The 25148-nt window shown below is 57.1% G+C and carries 26 protein-coding genes and 1 tRNA gene; 18 read left to right on the top strand and 9 right to left on the bottom strand.

What is annotated here, in order from left to right:
- Positions 1 to 3 precede the first annotated feature (3 nt).
- From xerD to JDEN_RS13430, 10 genes are all read left to right on the top strand, one after another.
- A complete protein-coding gene (gene xerD / locus JDEN_RS06380) occupies positions 4 to 936 on the top strand; it encodes a site-specific tyrosine recombinase XerD (RefSeq protein ID WP_015771550.1) in 933 nt (310 codons plus the stop codon).
- Positions 937 to 1078: 142 nt separating this feature from the next.
- Positions 1079 to 1960: a ParA family protein gene (locus JDEN_RS06385; protein ID WP_015771551.1), complete on the top strand. Its 882-nt coding sequence runs from the start codon at positions 1079 to 1081 to the stop codon at positions 1958 to 1960.
- Positions 1950 to 2831: a segregation and condensation protein A gene (locus JDEN_RS06390; RefSeq protein ID WP_015771552.1), complete on the top strand. Its 882-nt coding sequence runs from the start codon at positions 1950 to 1952 to the stop codon at positions 2829 to 2831. Before JDEN_RS06385 ends, JDEN_RS06390 begins: the two co-directional genes overlap by 11 nt.
- The gene (gene scpB, locus JDEN_RS06395) at positions 2824 to 3450 is read left to right on the top strand and encodes an SMC-Scp complex subunit ScpB (RefSeq protein WP_015771553.1); all 627 of its coding nucleotides are present in this window, start codon (positions 2824 to 2826) and stop codon (positions 3448 to 3450) included. The genes JDEN_RS06390 and scpB overlap by 8 nt, the downstream gene beginning before the upstream one ends.
- A 14-nt stretch (positions 3451 to 3464) precedes the next feature.
- The gene (locus JDEN_RS06400; RefSeq protein WP_015771554.1) at positions 3465 to 4262 is read left to right on the top strand and encodes a pseudouridine synthase; all 798 of its coding nucleotides are present in this window, start codon (positions 3465 to 3467) and stop codon (positions 4260 to 4262) included.
- Positions 4263 to 4292: 30 nt separating this feature from the next.
- A complete protein-coding gene (gene cmk / locus JDEN_RS06405; protein ID WP_015771555.1) occupies positions 4293 to 5003 on the top strand; it encodes a (d)CMP kinase in 711 nt (236 codons plus the stop codon).
- Positions 5004 to 5078: 75 nt separating this feature from the next.
- A complete protein-coding gene (gene der / locus JDEN_RS06410) occupies positions 5079 to 6551 on the top strand; it encodes a ribosome biogenesis GTPase Der (protein ID WP_015771556.1) in 1473 nt (490 codons plus the stop codon).
- Between the two features lie 15 nt (positions 6552 to 6566).
- Positions 6567 to 7949, top strand: coding sequence for a UTP--glucose-1-phosphate uridylyltransferase (locus JDEN_RS06415; RefSeq protein WP_015771557.1), 1383 nt, complete (start codon positions 6567 to 6569; stop codon positions 7947 to 7949).
- 121 nt (positions 7950 to 8070) lie between these two features.
- Positions 8071 to 8144: transfer RNA gene (locus JDEN_RS06420), tRNA-Pro, on the top strand.
- 112 nt (positions 8145 to 8256) lie between these two features.
- Complete coding sequence (locus JDEN_RS13430; protein WP_015771558.1) at positions 8257 to 8895, top strand: helix-turn-helix transcriptional regulator; 639 nt, start codon at positions 8257 to 8259, stop codon at positions 8893 to 8895.
- 279 nt (positions 8896 to 9174) lie between these two features.
- Here the strand turns inward: JDEN_RS13430 and JDEN_RS06435 are convergent, their stop codons facing one another.
- On the bottom strand, positions 9175 to 9849 hold the full coding sequence (locus JDEN_RS06435) for a CE1759 family FMN reductase (RefSeq protein WP_015771560.1): 675 nt from the start codon (positions 9847 to 9849) through the stop codon (positions 9175 to 9177).
- 2 nt (positions 9850 to 9851) lie between these two features.
- Positions 9852 to 10982, bottom strand: coding sequence for an LLM class flavin-dependent oxidoreductase (locus JDEN_RS06440; protein ID WP_015771561.1), 1131 nt, complete (start codon positions 10980 to 10982; stop codon positions 9852 to 9854).
- A gap of 98 nt (positions 10983 to 11080) precedes the next feature.
- Between JDEN_RS06440 and JDEN_RS06445 the strand changes: the two genes are divergently transcribed.
- The gene (locus JDEN_RS06445; protein ID WP_015771562.1) at positions 11081 to 11419 is read left to right on the top strand and encodes a hypothetical protein; all 339 of its coding nucleotides are present in this window, start codon (positions 11081 to 11083) and stop codon (positions 11417 to 11419) included.
- Between the two features lie 12 nt (positions 11420 to 11431).
- Entirely contained in the window at positions 11432 to 12439 is a 1008-nt protein-coding gene (locus JDEN_RS06450; protein WP_015771563.1) for a tyrosine-type recombinase/integrase, read from the top strand.
- A 283-nt stretch (positions 12440 to 12722) separates the two neighbouring features.
- On the opposite strand, the gene JDEN_RS06455 is transcribed toward JDEN_RS06450, so the two are convergent.
- From JDEN_RS06455 to JDEN_RS06485, 7 genes are read right to left on the bottom strand one after another with little or no spacing between them, the layout of a single operon-like run.
- Positions 12723 to 13367, bottom strand: coding sequence for an IMPACT family protein (locus JDEN_RS06455; protein ID WP_015771564.1), 645 nt, complete (start codon positions 13365 to 13367; stop codon positions 12723 to 12725).
- A complete protein-coding gene (locus JDEN_RS06460; RefSeq protein ID WP_015771565.1) occupies positions 13360 to 13965 on the bottom strand; it encodes a hypothetical protein in 606 nt (201 codons plus the stop codon). The genes JDEN_RS06455 and JDEN_RS06460 overlap by 8 nt, the downstream gene beginning before the upstream one ends.
- Positions 13962 to 15254, bottom strand: a complete 1293-nt coding sequence (locus tag JDEN_RS12980) for a DUF58 domain-containing protein (RefSeq protein WP_015771566.1) — start codon at positions 15252 to 15254, stop codon at positions 13962 to 13964. Before JDEN_RS12980 ends, JDEN_RS06460 begins: the two co-directional genes overlap by 4 nt.
- Positions 15251 to 16225 (bottom strand): AAA family ATPase, encoded by a 975-nt coding sequence (locus tag JDEN_RS06470; RefSeq protein WP_015771567.1) that lies wholly within the window; start codon positions 16223 to 16225, stop codon positions 15251 to 15253. Before JDEN_RS06470 ends, JDEN_RS12980 begins: the two co-directional genes overlap by 4 nt.
- Positions 16222 to 16710, bottom strand: coding sequence for a hypothetical protein (locus tag JDEN_RS06475; protein WP_015771568.1), 489 nt, complete (start codon positions 16708 to 16710; stop codon positions 16222 to 16224). Before JDEN_RS06475 ends, JDEN_RS06470 begins: the two co-directional genes overlap by 4 nt.
- Positions 16707 to 17399, bottom strand: coding sequence for a DUF4129 domain-containing protein (locus JDEN_RS06480; protein WP_015771569.1), 693 nt, complete (start codon positions 17397 to 17399; stop codon positions 16707 to 16709). Before JDEN_RS06480 ends, JDEN_RS06475 begins: the two co-directional genes overlap by 4 nt.
- Positions 17400 to 17428: 29 nt before the next feature.
- Positions 17429 to 18580 (bottom strand): DUF3866 family protein, encoded by a 1152-nt coding sequence (locus JDEN_RS06485; RefSeq protein ID WP_105597272.1) that lies wholly within the window; start codon positions 18578 to 18580, stop codon positions 17429 to 17431.
- A 45-nt stretch (positions 18581 to 18625) separates the two neighbouring features.
- On the opposite strand from JDEN_RS06485, the gene JDEN_RS06490 reads away from it, so the two are divergent.
- From JDEN_RS06490 to JDEN_RS06510, 6 genes are all read left to right on the top strand, one after another.
- Positions 18626 to 19615, top strand: a complete 990-nt coding sequence (locus JDEN_RS06490; protein WP_169304102.1) for a helix-turn-helix transcriptional regulator — start codon at positions 18626 to 18628, stop codon at positions 19613 to 19615.
- A complete protein-coding gene (locus JDEN_RS06495) occupies positions 19608 to 20591 on the top strand; it encodes a helix-turn-helix transcriptional regulator (protein WP_015771572.1) in 984 nt (327 codons plus the stop codon). Before JDEN_RS06490 ends, JDEN_RS06495 begins: the two co-directional genes overlap by 8 nt.
- Positions 20592 to 20606: 15 nt before the next feature.
- Positions 20607 to 20984, top strand: a complete 378-nt coding sequence (locus JDEN_RS13640; protein ID WP_015771573.1) for a hypothetical protein — start codon at positions 20607 to 20609, stop codon at positions 20982 to 20984.
- Between the two features lie 118 nt (positions 20985 to 21102).
- Positions 21103 to 21387 carry a Sec-independent protein translocase subunit TatA gene (gene tatA / locus JDEN_RS06500; RefSeq protein WP_015771574.1) on the top strand — a complete coding sequence of 95 codons (285 nt, stop codon included), beginning with the start codon at positions 21103 to 21105 and terminating at the stop codon, positions 21385 to 21387.
- A gap of 98 nt (positions 21388 to 21485) precedes the next feature.
- A complete protein-coding gene (tatC, locus tag JDEN_RS06505) occupies positions 21486 to 22244 on the top strand; it encodes a twin-arginine translocase subunit TatC (protein ID WP_015771575.1) in 759 nt (252 codons plus the stop codon).
- 46 nt (positions 22245 to 22290) lie between these two features.
- Positions 22291 to 25143, top strand: a complete 2853-nt coding sequence (locus JDEN_RS06510; RefSeq protein WP_015771576.1) for a DEAD/DEAH box helicase — start codon at positions 22291 to 22293, stop codon at positions 25141 to 25143.
- The last annotated feature ends 5 nt before the right edge of the window (positions 25144 to 25148 follow it).

Below are 25148 nucleotides of genomic sequence, written 5' to 3' on the forward strand. Positions count from 1 at the left end.
ACGATGAGTGACACCTCTGATAGGGATATCGTTCAAGGCTATCTGCAACATCTTCTTGTAGAGCGCGGCGTATCGCCGAATACGCTCGCTGCGTACCGTAGGGATCTTGCCCGTTACCTTGACTATCTTTCTCACAGAGAGCTCTCGCTTCACAGCGTTACGCAGAGCACCATTGATGATTTCCTGGTGGCGTTACGTGAGGGGAGCCTCGGCCAGTCTTTGAGTCAAAGCTCTGTCTCCCGTCATCTTGCTTCATTGCGCGGTCTGCATCGATATGCGGAGGCAGAGGGTGTCGTGGCGGGAGACCCAGCCGTGTCTGTACGTCCGCCAAAGCTCCCGCAACGCCTTCCTGATGTGCTCTCAACGCATGACGTCGAACGCTTGCTCACTACCCCTCCTCTCGACAGTGCGGTGGGGCTTCGTGACCGGGCATTGCTGGAGTTTCTTTACGCAACCGGTGCGCGGATCTCTGAGGTGGTTGGTCTCGATCGTGATGATGTGATCGCAGATGATGGTTTTGTTGTTGCGCGTGTGCTTGGGAAAGGTCACAAAGAACGACTTGTGCCCGTGGGGTCTTGCGCTTATGACGCATTGAATGCCTACTTGGTGCGTGCTCGCCCCGAGCTTGCAGGAGCGGGGGTCGGAACTCCAGCGTTGTTTCTTAACACCCGTGGACGCAGATTATCGCGTCAAAGCGCTTTCGGTGTCGTTCGGTCTGCTGCTCGTCTCGCTGCGATTCCTGGCGCGGAATCAGTCTCTCCCCACACACTTCGACATTGTTTTGCAACGCACATGCTCAGTGGCGGCGCTGATATTCGAGTTGTCCAGGAACTTCTAGGGCATGCTTCTGTGACCACTACACAGATTTATACCCATGTTTCTGCCGATGCGCTGCGTGAGGTGTATGCCAGTAGTCACCCGCGCGCATTGAGCTAGGTGCAGAGGTCTTCACTTGCAGCTCATGTCCTAGCAACAGGGCGGCGGAGTCGCGGGAACTTCACCCTCTGTGGTCCAGATGACCCTCGACACCACGGTGTGCTTACCTCACGGCCGTGGAACAGTGTTGTAACGTGAACGTGTGACAAGTGAGCCACTGTTCGCAACAAGCCAAGATACCCCTGACCTCGACCCTGTTGGTCGAGTGATCCCTAATTTCCCAGCACCGTCACGCCTGTCATCGCATGGTCCCGCTCGGATTATTGCGATGTGCAACCAAAAGGGTGGTGTGGGCAAAACAACGACAACGATCAATCTTGCAGCAGGTCTCGCAGAGTTAGGTCGTCGTGTACTCATTGTAGATTTTGATCCTCAAGGGGCCGCATCAGTTGGGTTGGGGGTAGCAACACATGAGCTGGATGCTACGGTCTACAACTTGCTCGTTGACCGGTCGTGGCCCGTGGAGGAAGTCATCGTCCCCACTGAGGTTCCTGGTCTCGATATTTTGCCTGCCAACATTGACCTGTCGGCGGCGGAAGTTCAGCTGGTTGGTGAGGTTGCGCGTGAGTCAGTGTTGACTCGTGTTCTGCGCCCAGTGATGGACATTTATGATGTCATCTTGATTGATTGCCAGCCTTCTCTTGGTTTGCTCACTGTGAATGCGTTGACGGCAGCTGACGGCGTCTTAATTCCTCTTGAGTGCGAGTTCTTTGCCTTGCGTGGGGTTGCTCTTCTTGTGGAAACTATTGAGAAAGTACGCGACCGGCTCAATCCTCGACTTGAAGTTGATGGCATTATTGCCACCATGTTTGATGCTCGTACTTTGCATGCGCGTGAAGTGATTGCACGTGTGTATGAAGCTTTCGGGGATACTCTCATGCACACAGTCATTGGTCGAACAGTGAAGTTTCCCGATGCGTCAGTGGCAGCCGAACCCATTACGACCTACGCGCCTGGACACTCAGGCGCTCAGGCGTATCGGCAGCTTGCGCGGGAACTGATTGCACGTGGTGATGCAGCCTAATTCAGCCCCACACAACGTCTCAGCGGTGGGGGACTTCCACCTGGATCTTGACAACTTTTCTGGGCCGTTTGATTTGCTGTTATCACTTATTGCGAAGCACAAACTTGATGTCACTGAGGTTGCCCTTGCTCATGTGACAGACGAGTTTATTGCGTATTTACGGCATGCACGGGAATCAGCAACCGGTGACGAGTTAGTTGCTCACAGCCCTCAAAAGAACCTTGGGTTGGCCAGTGAATTTCTTGTTGTCGCTGCGACGCTCCTTGATCTCAAGGCGGCCCGGTTGTTACCTGCGCACGAACAAGACGACGAGGAAGCGATCGCTCTTCTCGAAGCTCGGGACGTTCTTTTTGCCAAACTGTTGCAATATCGCGCCTACCGGCAACTTGCACAGGTGTTTGATGAGCGGCTTCATGCCCAGCAACAGTTCGTGCCTCGATCTGTGGCCTTGGAACCACAATTTGCTAGCGCACTGCCCGCGTTAGTGTGGACGCTCAGCCCTCAGCGGCTTCATCAACTCGCGGAACGTGCTTTGACAGAACAAGCGTCCGAACCTCCAACACCTGCTGTTCGAGTGGATCATCTTCATGGATCCGCGGTGACACTCGACACGGAAACCCCTCAAATACTTCGTGTTTTGAACACCAGCGAGCAGGGGAGTGCAACCTTCCATGAACTCATTGGCGATGTCACCGACCGGCTAGTCATCGTCGTTCGGTTCCTCGTACTTCTGGAACTTTTCCGCACAGGAATTATTACTCTGTCCCAGGATTCGCGTGATTCTCATCTCGTTGTTTCACTTCTCGATAAGCAAGTACCCCCGCATGACCAACAGCCCTTAAAAGCATCGCTGGGAGCACCTAATGGCTGACAAACTCACAGTTGATCCACACATACTCGGGGGATGCGAAGCAGTCCTCATGGTCGCTGATTCACCTGTGACCACCCACGACTTCGCTGAAGCGCTTGGTGTGAGTGTGGAACACGTCAAGGACGCGCTGACCTACCTTCGTGATGAGTATGACGGACTCCATGACGGACGAACACGTGGTTATCAGTTGCGGACCACTGGTGCGGGGTGGCGCATCTACTCTTCCGCGCACTACCACGACATTGTCACTCATTTTGTCACCGCAGGTAAGACCGCTAGACTCTCTGGGGCTGCACTAGAAACTTTGGCGGTCATCGCGTATCGCCAGCCAGTCACACGAGCAGCCATCCAAACTATTAGAGGTGTCAGCGTTGATGGAGTAGTCCGCACACTACTGAGTCGTGAACTCATTGAGGAAGTGGGCTCCGAACCAGGAACCGGGGCATCCTTGTATGGGACCACCGCCACATTCCTCGAACGCATGGGGTTAGCTTCCCTCGAGGAACTACCACACCTTGCCCCAGCGCTGCCGGATCGCCAGGAAATGGCTGAGCTCGCACGCACCGTTGAAGACTATGACCACAGCGACCCAGGTCGCTCACCACTTGCAGGACGCTGAAGGAGATCGCACACATGGGACACACCCGAGGTGGGCGTCGACGCCCCCAGCAACAACAGCCAGCACCCACGCACGACGTCCACGTCGCTGATGGTATCCGACTCCAAAAAGTCATGGCAGACGCTGGGGTTGGATCCCGTCGTGAATGCGAGAACCTTATTCGACAAGGACGTGTTGAGGTCGATGGTCAGATCGTCATGGAACTTGGTGTGCGGGTGGACCCGACTGCACACGTTGTCACTGTTGACGGTTTACGGATCATGGCAGACGCATCGAAAATCACGATTGCGGTGAACAAACCACAAAAAATGGTCGCAACCATGCACGACCCAGAGGGTCGAGCCACTGTCGCAGATTTGGTCTCTAAGCGTACCGAACGTCTCTTCCACGTCGGGCGACTCGACTATGAATCTGAAGGACTTCTCCTCCTCACAAACGACGGAGAGCTTGCTAATCGTTTGTCCCACCCCCGCTACAACGTGCGAAAAACCTACGTGGTTACGGTGAAGGGGCGCGTTGCCAACGGAGTCGGATCCCAACTTCTGCGAGGCATCACCTTAGAAGATGGCGAGGTCGCACTCGACTCATACCGTGTGATCGACCAAACAGACACCGAGACCATGATCGAAGTGCAACTACACTCAGGCCGCAACCGAATTGTCCGCAGGATTTTTGACTCCCTTGGTCACCCTGTCACGCGTCTCGTGCGGACCTCAATCGGCCCCATCAAACTTGGAGATCTCAAGCAAGGACGAACCCGTGTACTCAACCGCACCGAGGTCGCTACTCTCATGACCCTGGTCGGCTTGTAACGGTTCCACACCGACACCCTAAGGAAAACCATGACCACGCCCTCACCATTGACCGTTGCCATTGACGGTCCCTCAGGCTCCGGCAAATCAAGCGTGTCCCGTGCTGTCGCGCAACGCCTGGGGCTGGCCTACCTCGACACGGGGGCAATGTACCGTGCGGCAACGTGGTGGTGCCTGCGTGAAGGAGTCAACCTCGCTGACCAGGAAGCCGTGGCAGCAGTTGTCGACACAATGCCCTTGACAATGGCACTCGATCCTCAATCGCAGGTGATCCGTGTTGATGACATTGTCATCACTGAGGCAATTCGTGAATCTGGGATCTCCCTCAAAGTCTCACAAGTGGCAACAAACCTCGAGGTTCGAGCCATCATGAAACGCGAACAACAATCGATCATTCGTGCTGAGCGTGCCGGTGGTTTCTCCCAAGGCCGAGGGATCGTCGCTGAAGGACGTGACATCACCACAGTGATCGCCCCTGATGCTAACGCCCGCATCCTTCTCACCGCATCTGAAGAAGCGCGCCTTGCACGGCGCGCAACCGATGTTCACGGAACAGCAGATGATGCAAGTGTTGCGGCGACACGAGAAGAGGTGGTCGCCCGCGACGCTCGCGACTCCACGGTGTCGCAGTTTATGCAAGCCTCCGATGGTGTGGTCACAATCGATTCCTCAGAACTCACCTTTAACCAAACCGTTGACGCAGTCTTGGCCGCAATCCAACACACCAGCTCTGACAAGTAACACATCACCACATCACACTTCTCGCATCCTGCCATCCGCACTGTGCGGATGGCAGGATGCAACTTTCCTGAAAGAATGGCTGCTATGAGCACACCCGATCACCACCTCGACGATGACGCACAACGGGAACAAGCCCTCCTCGCAGGTCTTGAAGAGTATGAACTCGGCGAGGAGGATCGCGCGCTCCTCGCTGGAGACCACGACGATGACCACGACGCTCCAGTGCCCGCTCCACTACCAGTCCTTGCCATTGTGGGACGCCCTAACGTGGGCAAATCGACACTCGTGAACCGGATCCTGGGACGCCGTGAAGCAGTTGTTGAGGACACACCAGGGGTGACCCGTGACCGGGTGTCCTACCCAGCAGAATGGGCGGGACGGGATTTTATGCTTGTCGACACTGGCGGTTGGGAAGCCGACGTGCTCGGCATCGATGCCAGCGTAGCCCAGCAAGCAGAGGTCGCTATTAATCTTGCTGACGCAGTGATCTTTGTCGTGGACTCGACCGTTGGGGCAACAGCAACTGACGAGCGGGTTGTTCGTCTGCTGCGCCAATCGGGGAAACCTGTTGTTTTGTGTGCCAACAAAGTTGACTCCTTTAAGGCAGAAGCGGATGCCACGGCACTGTGGTCACTCGGGTTGGGGGAGCCCTACCCGGTTTCTGCCCTCCACGGCCGCGGCACAGGTGATCTCCTTGATGCTGCGATGAAGGCCTTGCCACGAATCTCCGAGCATGGCACTGTTCGTCCAGATGGGCCTCGCAGAGTAGCGTTAGTTGGCCGCCCCAACGTAGGTAAGTCCTCGCTTCTGAACAAGGTTGCCCACGAGAACCGTGTCGTCGTAGACGACACGGCAGGTACCACGCGTGACCCAGTTGACGAACTCATTGAGCTCAAAGGCCGCCCGTGGATCTTCGTGGACACCGCAGGTATTCGCCGACGCGTCCACATGATGAAGGGAGCGGACTACTACGCATCACTGCGGACAGTCGCTGCAATTGAGAAAGCTGAAGTCGCTGTCATTTTGCTCGACGCGTCAACGACCGTCAGTGAGCAAGATCAACGCATCATCTCCTCCGTCGTCGACTCCGGCCGCGCGGTCGTCGTCGCGTTCAATAAGTGGGATCTCGTCGATGAAGATCGTCGGCGATTCCTCGATCGAGAAATCGAACGAGACCTCGGTCAAATCCAATGGGCACCTCGTGTCAATGTGTCCGCAAGAACTGGGTGGCACCTCGACAAGCTTGTTCCTGCCCTAGACCGCGCACTGACTTCGTGGGACACACGCATTCCTACTGGTCGGCTGAACTCATTCCTCGGAGAACTTGTCTCAGGAAATCCCCACCCTGTCCGGGGAGGAAAGCAACCACGCATCCTCTTCGCCACCCAGGCCTCAACCCGCCCACCGCGGTTCGTCCTGTTTGCCACGGGATTTATTGAGCCGGGATACCGGCGTTTCATTGAACGCCGACTGCGCGAAGAGTTCGGGTTTGAGGGTACGCCCATAGAGATATCGGTCCGCGTGCGCGAGAAGCGTAAGCGCTCGTAGCGTTAGGCTGTGACCATGTCACATGGTCTTGAACAGTCAGTGAGTAAAATGCGAGAGGCTGGCGTCAGCGAGCCGGCGATTCGTTCCTTTAGCCGCCTTTACGAACGTCTCCTTGCACACGATGATGGAATCATCCACGAACGGGATATCACTCCGCTCGTGGATGTTCCGCATATGCACGATCTCCCAGGTGCGTCTACAGCACAGGCATTAGCGAAAACAGCCTTCATTCGCCTCAACGGTGGGCTGGGCACCTCCATGGGAATGGACAAAGCAAAGTCACTGCTGCCGGTGCGAGATGACCTGTCCTTCCTTGATGTCATTGTCAATCAAGTAAGAAAAGCCAGGGCAGAACACAATATTTCGTTGCCACTTGTGTTCATGAACAGTTTCCGCACCGAAGAGGACACACTTGGTGCACTCGCCCCCTACAGTGACTTACCAATTCCTGGTTTGCCACTGTCGATGCTCCAAAACCAAGAGCCAAAACTTCAGGCGAAGACTCTGACCCCAGTGACATGGCCTCAGGACCCCACTCTTGAATGGTGCCCACCTGGGCACGGGGATGTTTACACAGTGCTGTACACATCTGGGGTCCTTGACGCCCTTGCTGATATGGGATTTGAGTACCTGAACATTGCCAACGCGGACAATCTTGGAGCCTACCCAAGCCCAGAAATTGCGCAGTGGTTCGCTGACAGCGGGGCTCCGTTCGCTGCGGAGGTGGCGGAACGGACACCAGCCGACCGTAAAGGTGGGCACCTTGTTGTGCGCGACGGGCGCATCGTTTTGCGGGAAACTGCCCAGACAGCTGCGGACGACGTCGAGGCAGCTGCCGATATTTCACGTCACCAGTATTTCAACACGAACACCCTGTGGATGAGGGTCGCGGCGCTCCGTGAGCTGTTGGCGCACCATGACGGTGTGATGCCCCTGCCACTCATCAAAAACGAGAAAACGGTGGACCCTACCCGTCCCGACTCTCCCGCAGTCATCCAGATCGAGGTGGCGATGGGTGCTGCGATCGAGCTCTTCGAGGGGGCACAGACTCTTTGCGTTGACCGCAGACGTTTCCTTCCCGTGAAAACGACCAATGACCTGCTGTTAGTGCGTTCAGATGTGTATGACCTCACTGAGGAGTACCGCCTTCAAGCAACCGGTCAGGAACCGTTGATTACGCTCGATCCTGGTTCATACAAGTTGATTTCGGACTTTGAGAACCGTTTCTCGCGTGGCATTCCGTCGCTCAAGGGTGCGTCATCCTTCACCGTAGAAGGACCCTACAGATTTGGCGTGGGGCAAAGAGTTGAAGGTGAGGCGTTTCTAGGACCAGCCGACAATGAGATCACCATCCCTGACCACGCAATCATCAACAGTGACGGGTACCACACTGTGTGACCTGCTTGAAAACGTCTCCCGTTTTTTCTTTCTCCACGTTCGTAGGGTAAGATTCTAGAGTTGCTTCAGGCAGTGAACCGGTCAGAAGTGTCTCTGACCAGTGACACAAAGCACGAAGCATCGGGCTATGGCGCAGCTTGGTAGCGCGTCCGTCTGGGGGGCGGAAGGTCGTGGGTTCAAATCCCGCTAGCCCGACAGGAAAGTCCACCTACGGGTGGACTTTTTTGTTGCCTCGGCGCGCCCAACGGCCCCCATGGAACAGCGCCATTACACTCAGTGTCGTAGAGACGACGACGAAGGGGGCATCATGCGTGTGCGCGATGCACAAGAGCTGGGGCGTCTTGTTCGAGCCCGCCGCATGGAACTTGGGCTGAGCCAATCAGAACTTGCCGCTCGCGTCGGCTCAACCCGACAGTGGCTTTCCCGGTTCGAACAGGCCACAAACGACGTGTCACTCACGCACGCACTTGCTGTCCTACACGCACTCGACCTCAGCATTGAGGTTCCTTCCCCCCGCGCTTCCACTGAGGCTGACGCCACACAACGCACGGCAGCCCCCGCACCCGCTACTGGCGCTCACGCGGTTGCATCTCAACCAGAGACACGCTCCCACCGGTTCGCTCGACTCCGTGAACGTGACGATCTTGCGTCAGTGCAAGGATCATCCGTGCTCACCTCTCAAATCCCGCTCGTCCCTCCAAGCGAGGTTGCTGCGGACACGGCAACTCTTCGGTCTGTACGAAAACCTGGCTCAGGAGAATCACACTCAGAATCAGGCGACCGAGCTCGCGATCGTGGGCAGGCGCATGACTTATGGGCGTCAACATCGTTACCGCGCCGAGTCAGCACGAAACCCGGCCTCCGCTCACAGTGGAAACCGGGTTTCTCAGTTGATCAAGAAATTGAACGAATCCGTCGTTCGGGGCTGTTTCGCTCTGACAACTAACGGATGATGTACGGTTGGCGGAGTTCGTAGCGGAAGGACTCACGTCTGCGGGCTCGTTCAGCCCACCATGATCGAATAGAGTCGTCGCGCTTCACCCATCTGGCCATGTGCGTCACCTTTCTGTTGTCATGAGCGATTGTGTCGCTCACCCGTGTCAGGCGTTCGCCTTGAACACCTTTGTTCACGGCCGGTATCCGTCCCGTGATGTGGGACTGATACCTTTAGTGTCGTCCTGACCAGCGAATAGTTGCTAGGCATAAGGTCCCTCACACGGTGTTTTCACCCACCGTGATTACCCGCACCTGGGTCAATACCCTGTGCGCGAAGCAGATCAGAAAAATCAGGGGAACTCAACGAGTCTGCTTCTTGTCGGCCCACCGATGCGGGGGGCGTGTCAGCAGGTGGGGGAGTAGCCGCAACGGGCGCGACCCCTGCAAGGTTGAGAAGTTCTCCCACACTGTCCCGTGTGCGTTGACCCAGGGAGCGAACAGCTTGCGGATTGCCCCAGTCATTGGAGGCCGCGAAAACTGACGTGACTGTTCTCCGTGCTTTCATGTAGGCCAAGATTGGCGCAAAAGAGTAGTCAATTGCTAACTGGTGGCGTTCGGTGCCACCTGTTGCTGCAAGGAGCACGGGTTTATTGCGCAACCACTGCGGATCAAGCGTGTCAAGGAACGTTTTCATCAAGCCGGCGATAGCCTGCGAGTAGATCGGGGTGACCAGAACAATCGCATCAGCGGTTCGCACACGAGCATGAAGTTCTTCCAGCGCACCGTGTGCAAAGCCCGTGAGCACAAAGTCCACCGCCTGATGGGCGCTATCGCGCAACTCGTGCACCTCAATGACATGGTCTGCACCGGCGACTTCCCTCAGCGCATCACTAAGTCGGTCAGCTAATAGACGGGTACTCGATGGAACTGACAGCCCTCCGGAGACGACAAGAAACTCGGCCATGTTTACACCTGTCCTGTCACTGAGTCTGCGCCTGCGTACACGGTAGAGTCGTGTGCTCCACCAGCGGCAGCTACGCGTGATGCGTGTGTTGGCGCGTCCGGTACATCAGCGGGCCTTCCTTGGCTGAGTTCCTGACGAAGGACGGGGATGACCTCCGAACCGAGCATGTCAATTTGGTCAAGAACTGTCGCGAGTGGGAGGCCGGCGTGGTCGATGAGGAAGAGTTGCCGCTGGTAGTCACCCATGTGGTCACGCATAGTTGCATAGCGATCAATGACCTGTTGGGGGCTCCCCACCGTCAGTGGTGTTTGCTCGGTGAAGTCTTCCAGAGATGGCCCGTGTCCGTACACCGGTGCGTTATCAAAATAGGGGCGGAATTGTCGAACTGCCTCTTGCGAGTTTTTGTGCATGAAGACTTGCCCACCAAGACCAACAATCGCCCGATGTGCTGGCCCGTGACCATGGTGTTCGAATCGTTGCCGGTAAAACTCAACCATGGACTTGGTGTGGGAAATTGGCCAGAAGATGTTGTTGTGGAAGAAGCCGTCGCCGTAAAAGGCGGCTTGTTCTGCAATTTCTGGGGTCCGAATGGATCCGTGCCAGACAAAGGGGGCGACCCCATCCAGTGGGCGAGGGGTTGAGGTAAACCCATGCAGTGGTGTGCGGAAGTTTCCCTGCCAGTCAACAACATCTTGATCCCACAGTTGACGGAGCAGCGCGTAGTTTTCAATAGCAAGTTCCAGTCCCTTGCGGATATCTTGCCCAAACCAGGGGTAGACAGGTCCTGTATTTCCGCGTCCCATCATGAGGTCGATGCGCCCTTCTGCAAGGTGTTGCAGGTAGGCGTAGTCCTCAGCCAATCGCACTGGATCGTTGGTGGTGATGAGGGTTGTTGAGGTGGACAAGATGATGCGTTGTGTCACTGCAGCAAGGTGTGCAAGCAGGACCGGAGGGTTTGCGGGCGCTGCGAAGGGAGGGTTGTGGTGTTCACCTGTGGCAAACACGTCGAGACCTACTTCTTCTGCTTTCTTGGCGATCTCGATTGTCGCTGTGATGCGCTCGTGTTCTGTGGGTGTACGCCCAGTCGTGGGGTCCATTGTGACGTCGCCGACGGTAAAGATTCCGAATTGCATGATGCCTCCTATATCAATGTACCCACCATAACAGTTGAACGTTCAACTATATTCCTGTGAGTCGCACACAACACTCTGCCGTCGGGTAGAGTGCCGATATGCCGTCATACCGTCTTGTTTTGACCGTCGGAGAAGTTCGCCTTCCGCTTCCATTTGACGATGTGCTCCCCACTGTCGCAAATATCGTTGCCACCTATGCCACGGTGGAGCACCGGGACTTAGCGATCCGCCAAGGCCAACCCCATATCGTCATCCGGTTCACCGGCACCAGTGATGCCCATGCCCGCAGTGTCTGCGACTCTGCCAGCCTCGACATCGATACGCTCATTGAAGTGCGTGAATACCACACAGAAGTCCTCCACCGGGGGAGAGGGCGGATCATCGGTCACGGGCAAGTTCAGCGCCATGACTCCTTCGATGATGTCAGTCGTTCATGACACCATAAAGGTATGGATTCCGTCCTCCATAACTCATCACCGCATCCACTAACTGCGCAACAGCACGCAGATGTGCACAGGCTCATTGAGCACTCCCGTGCGTCGCATACAAAGAAAACTTACGAAGTTGGGGTGCGTTCCTGGCAAAGATATGCAACCACGTACCGGTACACACTTTTCCCAGCAACACCTAGCGAAGTGGCACTGTGGCTCAGTGACCTGTTTGATCAAGGAAAATCAACAGCAACTGTCCGGACCTACCTCCAGTCACTGCGCGACTATCACCGGGAACGTGGATCACAAGCACTTGACGACGTGGAAGGCATTCGTCGTGTCATTGCCGGGATTTCACGGCTCAACAGGGAAAAAGATGTTCGAAAAGCTCGCGCTTTGTCGCCCACTGAAGTTGTCATGCTTGTCTCCTATGCGCGGATGCTCCAGTCGCCTCGCGGCACACGAGACGCCGCGTGGTGGCTTCTCGCAACATCACTTGGTCTACGCTACTCAGACAGCGTTGTCCTCCAGCGCCGTGATGTACGTCTGGTACCAGACAAGGGAGCGGTTATTACGGTGCGATACTCGAAAACAGACCAGTATGCGACAGGAGCCCAGTTAGCACTCTCGCAGTCATCAATGGCCCATATCGATCCTGTCCGTGCTATCCAGGATCTCTTGCGCATACTCCCTGAGGAGCCGACAACCCCACTTTTTCAGGGGCTTCGAAAGAATGGTCGGTGGACCGGACAATCATTATCCAATGTCGGCCTGAACAAGGCAATCGCCAGACTTGCTGATGAATCAGGCATTAACACTGAACAGGTAACAACACACAGTGCACGCGCTACCTTCGCAACCAATGCATACATTGCTGGTATCGACGAATCGGCTATAGCTATGACAGGTCGTTGGAAATCACTAAGTATTCAGCGTTCCTACCGAAGAGTCGATGATGACTCAATGTTTGATAAACGCGCTTCCGCCTCGCACTGGTTAGAAGAGTCTTTACGGTCGAGACACTGATCTATCAGTAACTGTTCATAGAGTTCGTTAACCTCTATCTCCCCTTTTTGACCAGCACATGACGTGCGAATCGTTGGTTACGATAAACGAACATTATTCAAACCAATAAATAGTCTTGTATGTCTGTTCTAGGTTTTAGGCCGTGATGTAGTCTATCTAAGCTGTATGCGATGAGTCTGCTAATCAAGCTAACTATCTGGTCAGGACGATACATTCAGTGTGACTGATAGTTACGAGATCAATCAGTGCATACTGTTACATAAGAATGCTTCGGTGATGCGGATCAGCGGATTACACGGTCAACATGGATTGCGCGAAGTTTCCCCGAGAACTCTGATGCAAGTATTTTATTGAGATCATCTGTATGGGATGACTCAATCGTGAAGTTCACGTTTGAGTGATATCGAACGTCAACAAGTGTGCCGTGGTTCTGTGAGAGCCATTCTCTGAGAAAGTTCTCGACACGTCCTGCCAACGCGTGGTCGCACTCGAGTTCTGAGACGTCCACCCAACGGTGCTCAACCACCTGCATCTGGTCAAGAACCTCAGATGTTGCTGACGAATAAGCGCGGACAAGACCTGACGCCCCAAGCAATACCCCGCCGAAGTACCGCGAAACCACGACAACCACATTGCTCAACGACCGTGCACGCAAAACCTCAAGCATCGGGATTCCCGCAGTACCAGATGGTTCACCGTCATCAGACGATCGTTGTTCCGGAATATCCATCCCCACACTCAGCGCCACACAGTGGTGACGGGCGTCGTAGAATTCGTGGCGAACCTCGTGGATGACCTTGTCTGCGTCATCTTTGCTGGTCACATGAGCAGCGGTGGCAATGAAACGAGACTTTTTGATCACTATCTCGTGCCGGTGCCACCCTGCAACCGTTGACAACAAAGGACGGTCCTTGTGCACATCAGTCATGAGAACCATCCTCTGGTTGGGCAGCTGACATCGTGGACCTCACGGACATACGCACCCACACGGCGCCTCCCACTGCGAGCGCACCAAGAAAGAGGACAGCCCCAAGCAATGGTGCACGGTGACTCATGCTGGGGGCAGCCACCATGATGATGCCCACGGCGATGGTGATACTTGTGGTCGCAAGGAGAACGGGGGTCCACATCGTCAGGATGGAGCGAGTGTCCCAGTGTTGCTGAGGGTGCGGTGTTGCCCACTGTTGGGTTGCAACGGTTGATCCGATGATGAGGATTGTGTTCACTGCTGCGAGAACTGTGGGGTGTTGGGGGTCTGTTTGGGTGAGGTGAATGATTGTCAGTGCCCACGCAGTGATGAGTGCAGGTAGGGCCCCGCGTGTCAAGCCGATGATGGCCAGCGTTGCGGCCACGATGATGCTGGTGATCTGGGCTAGTGCGGGCATCCATGTTGTGGCGGACACGGTGGTGGTTGTGAGGAGGAGGACCAGGGGGAGGTAGGCCAGCCAGGCTGGGTGTGTTGTTCGGTTGACGATGCGTGGTGTGGGGGTGGTTGTGCGGTGGTGGCGTTGGGTTTTCCGGGTCATCGTTGGGTCCGTTTGGTCCGTTGGGTGTGGCGGTCGAGGTGGGTGAAGGCCTGGTGGGGGTTGGCGTTGTCCCATTGGATCACGGGGCAGTGGAGGTCGGTGAGCCCGGCGATGCGTTGGGATCGTTCGTGGGAGATGATGCGCCAGGCTTGTTGTGCGCGGGGGGTCAGGCCCCAGGTGTTTGTGGTGGGGAGGGTGTCGATGATGATGAGGGAGTGTCCGTGGCGGGTGATGGAGAGTGCGGCGTCGTAGGCGGCGTTGTCGAGGAGTGTAGATAGAAGGTAGACCTGTGCGCCGGCGGGGATGGCGGGTGCTCTGGTTCTTTCTGGTGGGGCGCCGTGGGGTGTGGCGAGAGCGAGGGCGTGTTGCAGGCGGGCGAGGTGGCGTGCACCGGTTGCTGGTGATAGTGGTGGGCGGGGGTGGCCGAGGTCTTCGAGTCCGACGCGGTCGCCTCGGGTGATGTGGGTGTGTGCAAGGGAGAGACCGGCGATTCGGGCGATGTCGAGTGAGGTGCGTTGGTCGGGGCGAGGTTGTGATCCTGACCCCCAGAGGGCGATTTCGCGTCCGACGTCATCGCGTGAGTCGATCATGATGACGATGGTTGCTTCGGCTTGTGCGTAGGTTCGGCGTACGTAGAGGTTGGTGAGGTCGGGGGATTTGCGGGCGGTTGCGTACCAGTTGATGGTGGAGCGCCGGTCGTGGGGTTGCATGGGGGCGAGGTCGAGGAATTCGGTTCCTGCTCCTCGGGCTCGTGAGGTGTGGGGGCCGGTGAGTCCGGTGATTCGGGCGACAAGCGGGACGGTGGGCAGTGGTGTGGCTGCGGGCAGAACAGTGACGTGGCCCAGGTTTGTGGTGATGGTGTCGCTGATGAGGCCGTAGTGGGGTGCGGTGAGCGTGGTGGTTGCTGTTCCCAGGTGTCGTTGGCCTGTTCGGGCAAGGGGGATGGTGATGTCAATGTGTTCGGTGGTCGCGACCCGTAGCGAGTAGGTGATAGGAGGGGCACCTGGGGTCTCGATGCGGATGTGCGCATCGGCGCTGATTGGTGTGGTGATGGTCGCGGTGGCGGTGATGTGCTGGGAGTTGGGATGCGCATCGGTTGTCACTGTGGTGGTGACGGTGGGGGCTGTGGTGGGGCGGGGGTGGCGCATGAGGAGCGCGATGAGGATGAGACTGCAGGCGATGAGCGCGATAAGTGGGTGTGCAAAGATCAGTGCGATGGCCAGAGTGAGTACGCCCAGGATCGCGAAATCTCGTGGTGTGTTGGTTTGGTACCACGCTGCGTTCGTCATGGTGTGGGTGTGGTGATCGCTGGGGTTGGGACGGAGGTGAGGATGGAGTGCACGATGTTCGCTGGGTCGACGTTGGTTGCCCAGGCGGTTGCGGTGAGGGTGAGCCGGTGGGCCAGGACTGCGGGGGCGATTGTTTTGACGTCTTCGGGGATGACGTAGTCGCGTCCTTGGACGACGGCGTAGGCGCGGGCGAGTAGTGCGAGCGCTTGGGAGGCGCGTGGGGAGGCGCCGACTTCTGTGGCGGCGTGGGTGCGGGTGGCGTGGACGAGGTTGACGCAGTAGTCAACGATGTCGGGGTTGATGAGGACAGTTTCGATGGTTTCTTGCATGGTGTGGAAGTCGTTGCTGCTGACGATGCGCTGCACAGTTGGTGTGTCGGTGTGGCGGTTGAGTCGGCGGGTGACCATGTGTGCTTCGTCTTCGGCGCTGAGGTATCCCACGGATAGTCGGACCATGAAGCGGTCCAGTTGTGCTTCGGGTAGTGGGTAGGTTCCATCGAATTCGACCGGGTTTGACGTGGCGATGACGTGGAAGGGTTGGGGTAGTGGGTAGGTGATGCCGTCGATGGTGACTTGGCGTTCAGCCATGGCTTCGAGGAGGGCGGATTGTGTCTTGGGGGCTGTGCGGTTGATTTCGTCGGCGAGGAACAGGCCGGTGAACAGGGGGCCTTGACGGACATCAAATTCGCGGGTTGCGGGGTTGAAGATGACTCCACCGGTGATGTCTGAGGGGAGAAGGTCGGGTGTGCATTGGACTCGGGAGAACTCGAGTCCGAGGGTGTGGGCAAGGGTGCGTGCGGCGAGGGTTTTGCCTAGTCCTGGGACGTCTTCGAACAGGACGTGTCCTTTGGCGAGGAGAGCTGCAACGGCGATGGCGAGGGTGTCTTCCATCCCGACGATGACGGTTGCTGCTTCGTCGAGGATGGCTTGGGCGTGGTGGGACACGTCCGCGGGTGTCATTGTCGCAGTCATGAGTGGTCCTTGGTGTGGTTGGCGGTTGTCGTGATGTCGTCGAGCCGGGACAAGAGTGTGATCACGGCTTTGTTGTTCATGCCTGACGTCCGTGTCATGAGTTGTTGGTAGAGCGGTGGGCCAAGGAGTTCTTGGGCGCGCTGTTGTCCGCTTGCGGTGGTGAGGTCGCATCCTGCCCGGGTCAGGGCTGAGGTAGTGAGTGCGCGTAGTCGTGTGTGGCCTGAATAAGAAGTTGTTCCGTCGCGGGAGAAGAGCGTCCAGGAGAGGTGAGATACGTCGTCTCGGGCTCCTGGCCTGTTGTGGGTGCGGCGAGGAGTCGTGGGGATGGGGTCTGCTGTGGGGATGATGGTGAGCACCCAGGTGATGAGTGCGGTTGTGCCGGTGATGGTCAAGGCGTGGGGCCAGGTGAGCATCGTGTTCGCTGCGAGTGTTGTGGTGATCACCGCACTGGCAATGGTGAGGGCTGTGGCAAGTCGTTGTGTCATGAGGCGGTGGTGTGACGCAGGTGATCGGCGATGGTGTCAAGTGCGGCGAGGGCGTTACTTGAGTCGTTGTCAGTAAGGTCGCGGTGCCCGAAGCGTGCTCGGTGGAAGGCGTCATGCAAGATTGTGACCGCTGCTGGTGGAGCTGGGGTGAGGCGGAGCATGTCGGTGGTGAATTCGCTGGTTGTTTGCCAGTCGGGTCGTTCTATACCGCTGCGTGCGGCTGCGTGTTCGAGCGCTTCCCAGGCGGCGATGATTGCGTCGTTGGGGTCTGCTGTTGTTCTGGCGATGCGTTGGGATTCGGTGACTGCGTTCACTAGGTGATCAGTCAATGTTGCTAATGCGAGGGTCGCGTCGTTGGGGTCGGAGTTGGTGTCACGCAGGGGTTCGGTTCGCCATTGTTGCCGTTGAGCCCAGGTGTGGAGAACGTAACGGAGGATGCGCGCAATCAAGAGCGCGATCAATGTGGTGCCAAGGACAAGGAGAATGGTCCGGGTGATCCAGTTCGCTGGCTGTGGTTCTTCGTCCTCAACGGGGGTGATCTCTGGGGGGGTGGTATCCGTGAGTTCTACGAGTGGGGGGCCTTCGAACACGGCAGGAGGAAGGGTGAGTGACAGCGGTGTCATCAGCATCATTGCGAGTGTGATGACTCCTGCACACACGGTGAGGAGTGCGCGTTCGTTCCGTGTCATTGTGGCACCTTTTCGCCCCGTGACGGGTGTTAGTTTATGTGGGTGGCAGCCCACAGGCCTGCAGCTGCGACAGCAAGGAATGCTAACGGGTCACTAGTGTAGCCCCGTCCCATGGTGGACAGGGTGACCGGGGAGTGATGAAGTGCCGTGTGCAGTGCGGGCGTGAGGTCTTGGTCAATGTAGGTGTGGTGTGGGGCTTGATCGCGAAGGTCAGCTATTTGTCGGGTGATGAGTGTGGATAGTGCATCAGCAGCTAAGGTGTCGTTGGCTGTGAAGAGGTCGGTGAACCACGTGTCTGCTGGTAACTGTGGGCAGATGACGGTCGCGGGGGCGAGGGCAACTTTGCCGATGGCGGTCAGTGAATGGTGGGAGATGCCTTGGTGGCGAGGGCGAGCATCTGCACCTGAGAGCCGTAACGCGGCAATGGGGTGGCCGCCCAGGATGTGGGTGGCGTTGATGACCTCACCAACGTGGATACCTGAAAACCCCCATGGGGTTCCCGTTCCGAGGTTGCCAGGACCTTGAATGACGATTGCAATGTCGGCTCGGACAACGTGGCGTGCAGCGAGCAACCCGGTGTGGAGGGTGGCAGCCTCAAAGTCGCCGCCAAATGCTTGTCCGGTGGTGATGACACTGGTGATGCGTTGAGTGCTGCGCAGGGTGTCGACGGTGCGGGAAAACCAGGCTGGTAACGCTCCGCCGTCTGTCATGACGTAGGCGATCGTGGGTGGTGTGGTCTTGGTCCACCCTTGTTCGATGCCTGTGACGATCGCGGGAAGAGCTGAATGGAGGTCGGTGGTGATCACTGGCATCCCGTCGAGGCTGGTGGCTTCTCGCATAGTGTCGTGGTGCTCGGATTCTTGTTCGTCGACTCCAAGAACCATCGCTTGAGTGGGGGTGTAGCGTGCTTTGACGAGGTGACCGTGGGAGTCGGGGCGTCGCCCTTGGTGGGGTTGGGCGGTGTGGGTGGCGACAATCATCGCGTACCCGCCAGTTCCCAGTCCGCGGTCGAGCGCGGTGCTGTTGAGGTGGACGTCCATCCCGGTGGTCAGTGTCCCAACGAGTTGGGTGTAGGCCAGTGCCCGGATGGTGTGTCCGTGGGAGTCCACAACCTGGGCTTCTTGGCATCCGTTCCATTGTCGGCCGAGCGACACGATTTTTCCTTCACGCCATGTGATCACAGATCTAACCGTACTGGACTAGCGTGGGTGATGATGAATAGTTCTGTGAGTCCTTCGGAGAGACTTCTCAATTTGGTGATTGCATTACGCAACACCACGGGGAGAATGACGCGCCGCGATATTGCGAATAAGGTCGCGGGCTACTCGCCGCACGCTTCCCCTGCGGCTTTTGAGCGCATGTTTGAGCGTGATAAGGAGTTGCTGCGCGATTTGGGGATTCCCTTGGTGACTGATGATGCGTTACACCCTGAGGATGTGGGGTATCGCATCGATCACGACCAGTATGCGCTTGGGGATGTGCAACTGTCTGCGCAGGAGTTCGCTGTCCTTGGTGTGGCCGCTGGTTTGTGGCGGCATAGCGGTGTGGAGCAGTTGTCCTCGAGGGCGTTAACGAAGTTGCGCGCTGGGTATGACGGCCCGCAGGAGGTGGAGTTTCTGACGGGTGTGTATTTGTCGTTGCGTGATGTCACCGATGCGTTTGAGCCAGTGATTGTTGCGTTGTCCAGGCGGTGTGCTGTGCGGTGTGATTATCGTTCCGCGCATTCTGGGGTGACGCGCAGGCGCGTCATTGAGCCGTGGCGTCTGGTGTTGCGGGAGAGTCATTGGTATGTGATTGGCCGTGATCAGGACGCTGGTGAGCCTCGTGTGTTTAAGTTGGCTCGGATGGTGGGGAAAGTAGTTCCGGTGGGCGGGCAGGGGTCGGTGACTATTCCTGAGAACGTGGACACTGATGCGTTGATGGGGCAGAGCGAGTCACAGGTCAATGACCGGCTAGTTCTTGCGGTTCTTCCTGGTAAGGCGTTGCGGTTGACTGCTTCTATGAGGAAAGACGGTCAGTTGCGGTCCGATGGTCGTATCGTGTGGGTTGGTACGTGGGACGGGCGTGAGTCGGTGAGTGAAGAGATCGCAGCGTTGGGTCCTGATGTGCTGGTTCTCGAGCCTGCTCAGTTGCGTGACCATGTGGTTTCGAGACTTCAGGCTGCAACTGTGTTGGCTGGGGAGACGGACAACTCAAAGGAGCGCCACGATGGCTGAACGGACTCCGGATCGGTTGACGCGCTTGTTGGCGTTGGTGGCACATTTGTCTCAGGCTGGCCCCACACCGCTCGTGGATCTTGCTCGCTTTTTTGGAGTATCGCCGCAGCAGATCCGTAAAGACATTGATGTCTTGTGGTTGACCGGGACCCCCGGGTATTTGCCGCAGGATCTCATTGATTTTGATGCCGATGCGCTGGATCGTGGCGTGGTGGCATTAACTGCTGATCGTGGGTTGAGTGAACCCTTGCGGCTTGGGCCGCAAGAAGGGTTGACGGTATTGGCTGCGTTGGCTGCGTTGCGGGGCATGGTGGAAGCCAGTGATATGAACCCTGACACTCTCGATGCGCTGGATAGGCTGGTGCGAAAGGTGGCGTTCCCCTTGGGTGAGCTAGCCCAAGCAATTGATGTCCGGTTTCAACCAACAGTATCCGCGCAGGTGCTGAGCGAGGTGCAACGAGCTATTACTCGCGGGGTTTGTGTTGATATCGAGTATCTTGATTTCTCTGAACGCCGCTCGGTGAGGCGAGTGGAACCGTGGGCATTGTTCAATGATGGTGATGCGTTTTATCTCAGTGGGTGGTGTGTCACCTCAGATGGTGAGCGGGTGTTTCGGGTCGACCGGATGACTCGCGTTGTGCACAGTGAGGTGCCTGTGACACATCCTGTTGGTGATCGTCCCGACTCTGCTGCCCCCCAGGGTGACGGGTTCCAGGTGCGGATGTGGGTTGATGTGCATGCGGCGTGGTTGGTGGAGAACATACCCGCAGATCAGGTTGCTGTCACAGATGATGCACTTGTTGTGGATGTCACTGTGGTCAATGACGAGTGGTTCACTCAGTTTTTGTTGGCTCATGGATCAGTGATTCACCGCGTGGAACCTGAGCACGTGGCGCAGGGCGCAAGGGAGCGTGCTCTGCGCGCGCTCAGGGCATACGATGAAGACAATCACGACGTCTTTGTCAGGGGTGAATAAAGAGGGGTACTACTTGTGAATTGGTTGTTGTTGTGGTCGGTTCTCGTTGTCAGCGCGCTGAGCTTGCTGGCCGTTCTTGCCTTGCTGTTATTGCGGGCTGGGAAACACGCAGTCGATCGGGTGGCAGTAGTGGGGGACCGGATGAGGGCCGCGCAGGAACAAGCCCTTCCTCCGCATTTGAATGAGGTGCGACCTGTGGATGTCGACGGGGGTGCCGCAGTGAAAGCGCAGTTGCGTGAGGTACGCCGAGTCAATGCAGTCCGGCGTGTTGAACGCCGCCAACTGCGACGACAGGCGGCTTGGGACCGCTGGTTGTCAGGTCAATTGCGTTCGGTGTCAGCTTCTGGCTCTCGGCATACTAGTGGGAAAAATCCTGTGCGCGAGGTAAGGTGAACACCAGAATCCTCGAAGCGCTTCGATGACGATGTGTGTTCACCTCCCGGCAACGTCGCTGGGTTAACCTCCGAGGAGTCTAAGATAGTTGCACGCCCCACCACCCTAGGAGAACGCGATGCCAGGTCTTACCAAGCCGTCTCACTGGCTTATTCTCATCCTTGTTTTGTTGCTGCTGTTCGGTGCAAAGAAGCTCCCTGATCTTGCGCGCAGCATTGGGCAGTCCATGAAGATCTTCAAAAAAGAGATCAAGGACCTCAGCGACGACGACACACCGGCTCAGACATACAGCCAGCCCAACGAGCCCACACACCCAGGGCCTGCTGCCACCCACAGCGCCCCTAGTGATCCGTCTCCCACATCGCCTGGTGATCAATCGCACCGCGGTGGAGGCGCAGCCTAACCGTGTCTACACCCGCAGGAACTAGCCCGTCACCCAAGGACGTCCGACGGGCAAAACGAGCACAACGCAAAGCTGAACGACGTCAAGCACGCTCGGATATGGCCCTCATGGACCATTTCCGCGAGCTCAAGGGGCGACTCTTTAAAGCCGCACTCGGCATTGTTCTCGCAGCGGTGGCGGGCTGGTTTCTGTTCACCCCCGTATTTCAGGCGCTTCAACAACCGGTGATCACCGCGGCGCAGGAGGCCGATCAACTTTTCTCCATTAACTTCACCGGTGTGGCCAGCGCTTTGGACATGCGCATAAAAATGGCGCTCTTTGTTGGGTTAATCATCTCCAGCCCTTGGTGGCTCTACCAACTTTGGGCCTTCATCACCCCCGGGCTCTCACGCAAAGAAAAGCTCTACGCCTACGGTTTCGTTTCCGCCACAGTTCCCTTGTTCCTCAGTGGTGCGGCTCTTGCCTGGCTTGTCCTACCACACGCCATCGGCATCCTCACCGACTTCGTCCCTGACCAAGCCGCTAACCTTCTTGATGCACAAACCTACCTGAGCTTTGTGATGCGCCTGCTAATCGCCTTTGGTCTCGCCTTCGCCATGCCCGTACTTCTGGTGGGACTCAACTTCATGGGCTTGCTGTCAGCAGCAACGATGCTCAAAGGATGGCGGTGGGCCATCGTTGTGGCGTTCACCTTCTCCGCAATGATGACTCCAACACCTGATGCCCTCACCATGATCCTGGTAGCGCTACCCATTTGTGTCCTGTTCTTTGCCGCTGTTGGTGTTGCATGGCTCCATGATCGACGCGTTGCACGGGCATTGGACGCACTAGACGCGGAACTTGCAGACGTCGACTAACCGCGTGTGATCTGACATCCACGAGCCACACCGATACGCTAAACCTATGTCGCCGAAACGCTCACGGGTCCGTGAACAGCGAAAAAAAGAAGCCCAAGCTGTCGAGCAACCACACCCTGAACAGGAATTGAGCCCTGCGCAACGGTACGCTCACCACCAACGCACTCGTGCATACCCCCACCTGTCACACTTCGCCACAACACTGGACTTCCCTTTGGATGAATTCCAGCATCAGGCATGTGAACACCTCGAAAAAGGGGACGGTGTTTTGGTTGCAGCTCCCACAGGAGCGGGGAAAACCATCGTGGGGGAGTTCGCGGTTCACCTCGCCCTTCAACAACACCGCAAAGCGTTTTACACCACCCCCATCAAAGCGCTCTCGAACCAGAAATTTCACGACCTTCAACGTGTCCACGGTCCGCACAACGTTGGATTGCTCACTGGTGATGCGACAATCAACGGCGAAGCACCCATTGTTGTGATGACCACAGAGGTGCTGCGCAACATGATTTACGCGCAGTCCACCACGCTCGATAATGTTGGCTACGTCATCATGGATGAAGTCCACTACCTTGCTGACAGGTTTCGCGGCGCAGTGTGGGAAGAAGTCATCATCCACCTCGACCGGTCGGTGCAACTCGTCTCGCTGTCTGCCACGGTATCCAACGCGGAGGAGTTCGGGGACTGGCTCGCCGCAGTACGCGGTTCAACCGCTGTCATCGTTTCTGAGCGACGTCCCGTTCCACTATGGCAACACGTAATCACCCAAGGGCGGTCAGACAGCCCCGGTGGCCTCATTGATTTGTACGCTCACACCGTCGACCCCACTGATCCTGGTCCCACGCCGCCCATCAACCCTGACCTTCTCAACACCATGCGACGAGGCCGAGACTCAGGACCCCGCCAGCCACGACGAGGGCGCCCTCAGCATTCAGGTCGTCGAGGACCACCACGTTTCGCAGTCATCAATGAGCTTGCTGAAGCAGACCTCCTTCCCGCGATTTATTTCATTTTCTCTCGTGCGGGGTGTAACGCAGCAGTGGAACAATGCCTTGCCACAGGCATTACGCTGACCACAGAAACCCAAGCACGCCAGATTCGCATCATTGTTGAATCACGTGTCGCCTCCGTTCCACCAGAAGACCTGTCAGTCCTTGGGTTTCACGGGTGGCTTGATGGTCTGACCCGTGGAATCGCTGCCCACCACGCTGGCATGCTTCCCTTGTTTAAAGAAGTGGTCGAAGAACTCTTCTCGCGTGGTCTGATCAAAGTTGTGTTTGCCACTGAAACACTTGCTTTAGGCATCAATATGCCTGCCCGCACCGTTGTTCTTGAAAAACTTGTGAAATGGAATGGCACCGCCCACGTCGACATGACGCCAGGGGAGTACACCCAACTCACCGGGCGAGCTGGACGTCGTGGAATTGATGTGGAGGGGCACGCGGTTGTTGTTGACCACGTGGGGCTTGACCCGATGGCGCTTGTCCGCTTGGCATCACGGCGCACCTACCCGCTCCGATCAAGTTTTTCACCGACCTACAACATGGCGGTCAACCTTGTTGACCGGTTTGGTTTCGCACAAGCTCGAGAAATCCTCGAAACGTCCTTTGCACAGTTCCAAGCCGACCGCGGTGTTGTGGATTTGGCTCGTCAAGCCCAAGGGAACTCGGAAGCCCTCACTGGCTACGAGCAGGCAATGCACTGTGATCGTGGTGATTTTCACGAGTACATGCTCCTTCGCGAACGGCTGACTCAACGCGAGCGTCAAGTATCGCAACAAGCATCAACTGCAGCACGGAACGATGCGATTCGCGCACTGTCCGCCTTGCGGGTAGGAGACATTGCAGAAATTCCTTCAGGGCGATCGACCGGCTATGTTCTGGTATTGGATCGTGGGAAAGACACAGGATTTGAAGGACGGCGCCCATTCGTGTTGACCGAAGGCGGCAAAACCCGGGTCCTCACCGCCGCCGATGTTCCCCATGGCCTGACCCATGTCGGTTCGATGCGGCTCGATCCCCGACTCAATACCCGGCGGCCTTCCGATCGCAGAGCTGCCACTCAACAGTTCCGTGATGTCCTTCGCCACGGTGACATGACACCGGCACCCACACGTGAATATGGGGGCAGAAAGCGCAGGTCTGACGCCGGTGGTGACCGTCTTATCGCGTCCCTACGTCAGGAACTGCGGGACCACCCCTGCCATGCTTGTCCAGACCGTGATGACCACGCACGATGGGGGGAGCGCTGGTTGACGCTCCGTCGGGAGCACGAAGGATTGCTGGCACGCATTGACCGAAAAACTGGGTCCATCGCCAAAGTCTTTGACAAAATCTGCCGCGTACTTGATCAGTATGGGTATGTTGAACGCAACGGTGACCACTATGTGGTTACTGAGCAAGGGCGAACACTTCAACGAATTTACGCCGAAAATGATCTCCTCATTGCCGAGTGCCTCACCCATGGGGTGTGGAAAGGACTTGACGCCGCACAGCTTGCTGGCGCAGTGTCCGCGGCCGTGTATCAAGCGCGAGGCGAGGAACATGCTGAACCCTCGATCCCCGGTGGGCCGACAGGAAAACTGGGGGGCAGCATCGAAAAAATGGCCGCCATGTGGGGAACACTGACCGAACTTGAGGACTCACTCGGATTGGAAGAAACTGGGGACCTCGACGCAGGACTCGTGTGGGCCATTCACGCGTGGACAAGAGGGCGGTCACTTGACGCAGTCCTTGATCAATCAGAACTCACTGCTGGGGATTTTGTGCGCTGGGCAAAACAGATCCTTGACGCACTTGACCACATCGCTCATGTTGCGCCGGATGAGGCTGTGGCTCAGACCGCCCGTCAAGCTATTGACTCTATTCGACGCGGCGTCGTTGACTATTCCAGCGTGTAGGAGAT

The organism is Jonesia denitrificans DSM 20603 (assembly GCF_000024065.1).
Classification (GTDB): Bacteria; Actinomycetota; Actinomycetes; order Actinomycetales; family Cellulomonadaceae; genus Jonesia; species Jonesia denitrificans.

Excerpts from the sequence above, each read along its gene's own strand:
- tatC (WP_015771575.1), top strand. The coding sequence starts at position 21,486 with ATGGCCCTCATGGACCATTTCCGCGAGCTCAAGGGGCGACTCTTTAAA.
- JDEN_RS06455 (WP_015771564.1), bottom strand. The coding sequence starts at position 13,367 with ATGACTGATGTGCACAAGGACCGTCCTTTGTTGTCAACGGTTGCAGGG.
- JDEN_RS06390 (WP_015771552.1), top strand. The coding sequence starts at position 1,950 with ATGCAGCCTAATTCAGCCCCACACAACGTCTCAGCGGTGGGGGACTTC.
- JDEN_RS06450 (WP_015771563.1), top strand. The coding sequence starts at position 11,432 with ATGGATTCCGTCCTCCATAACTCATCACCGCATCCACTAACTGCGCAA.
- JDEN_RS06510 (WP_015771576.1), top strand. The coding sequence starts at position 22,291 with ATGTCGCCGAAACGCTCACGGGTCCGTGAACAGCGAAAAAAAGAAGCC.
- JDEN_RS06415 (WP_015771557.1), top strand. The coding sequence starts at position 6,567 with ATGTCACATGGTCTTGAACAGTCAGTGAGTAAAATGCGAGAGGCTGGC.
- JDEN_RS06460 (WP_015771565.1), bottom strand. The coding sequence starts at position 13,965 with ATGACCCGGAAAACCCAACGCCACCACCGCACAACCACCCCCACACCA.
- JDEN_RS12980 (WP_015771566.1), bottom strand. The coding sequence starts at position 15,254 with ATGACGAACGCAGCGTGGTACCAAACCAACACACCACGAGATTTCGCG.
- tatA (WP_015771574.1), top strand. The coding sequence starts at position 21,103 with ATGCCAGGTCTTACCAAGCCGTCTCACTGGCTTATTCTCATCCTTGTT.
- JDEN_RS06435 (WP_015771560.1), bottom strand. The coding sequence starts at position 9,849 with ATGGCCGAGTTTCTTGTCGTCTCCGGAGGGCTGTCAGTTCCATCGAGT.
- der (WP_015771556.1), top strand. The coding sequence starts at position 5,079 with ATGGCTGCTATGAGCACACCCGATCACCACCTCGACGATGACGCACAA.
- JDEN_RS06400 (WP_015771554.1), top strand. The coding sequence starts at position 3,465 with ATGGGACACACCCGAGGTGGGCGTCGACGCCCCCAGCAACAACAGCCA.
- JDEN_RS06440 (WP_015771561.1), bottom strand. The coding sequence starts at position 10,982 with ATGCAATTCGGAATCTTTACCGTCGGCGACGTCACAATGGACCCCACG.
- cmk (WP_015771555.1), top strand. The coding sequence starts at position 4,293 with ATGACCACGCCCTCACCATTGACCGTTGCCATTGACGGTCCCTCAGGC.
- JDEN_RS06480 (WP_015771569.1), bottom strand. The coding sequence starts at position 17,399 with ATGACACGGAACGAACGCGCACTCCTCACCGTGTGTGCAGGAGTCATC.
- scpB (WP_015771553.1), top strand. The coding sequence starts at position 2,824 with ATGGCTGACAAACTCACAGTTGATCCACACATACTCGGGGGATGCGAA.
- JDEN_RS06470 (WP_015771567.1), bottom strand. The coding sequence starts at position 16,225 with ATGACTGCGACAATGACACCCGCGGACGTGTCCCACCACGCCCAAGCC.
- JDEN_RS06445 (WP_015771562.1), top strand. The coding sequence starts at position 11,081 with ATGCCGTCATACCGTCTTGTTTTGACCGTCGGAGAAGTTCGCCTTCCG.
- JDEN_RS06495 (WP_015771572.1), top strand. The coding sequence starts at position 19,608 with ATGGCTGAACGGACTCCGGATCGGTTGACGCGCTTGTTGGCGTTGGTG.
- xerD (WP_015771550.1), top strand. The coding sequence starts at position 4 with ATGAGTGACACCTCTGATAGGGATATCGTTCAAGGCTATCTGCAACAT.
- JDEN_RS13430 (WP_015771558.1), top strand. The coding sequence starts at position 8,257 with ATGCGTGTGCGCGATGCACAAGAGCTGGGGCGTCTTGTTCGAGCCCGC.
- JDEN_RS06475 (WP_015771568.1), bottom strand. The coding sequence starts at position 16,710 with ATGACACAACGACTTGCCACAGCCCTCACCATTGCCAGTGCGGTGATC.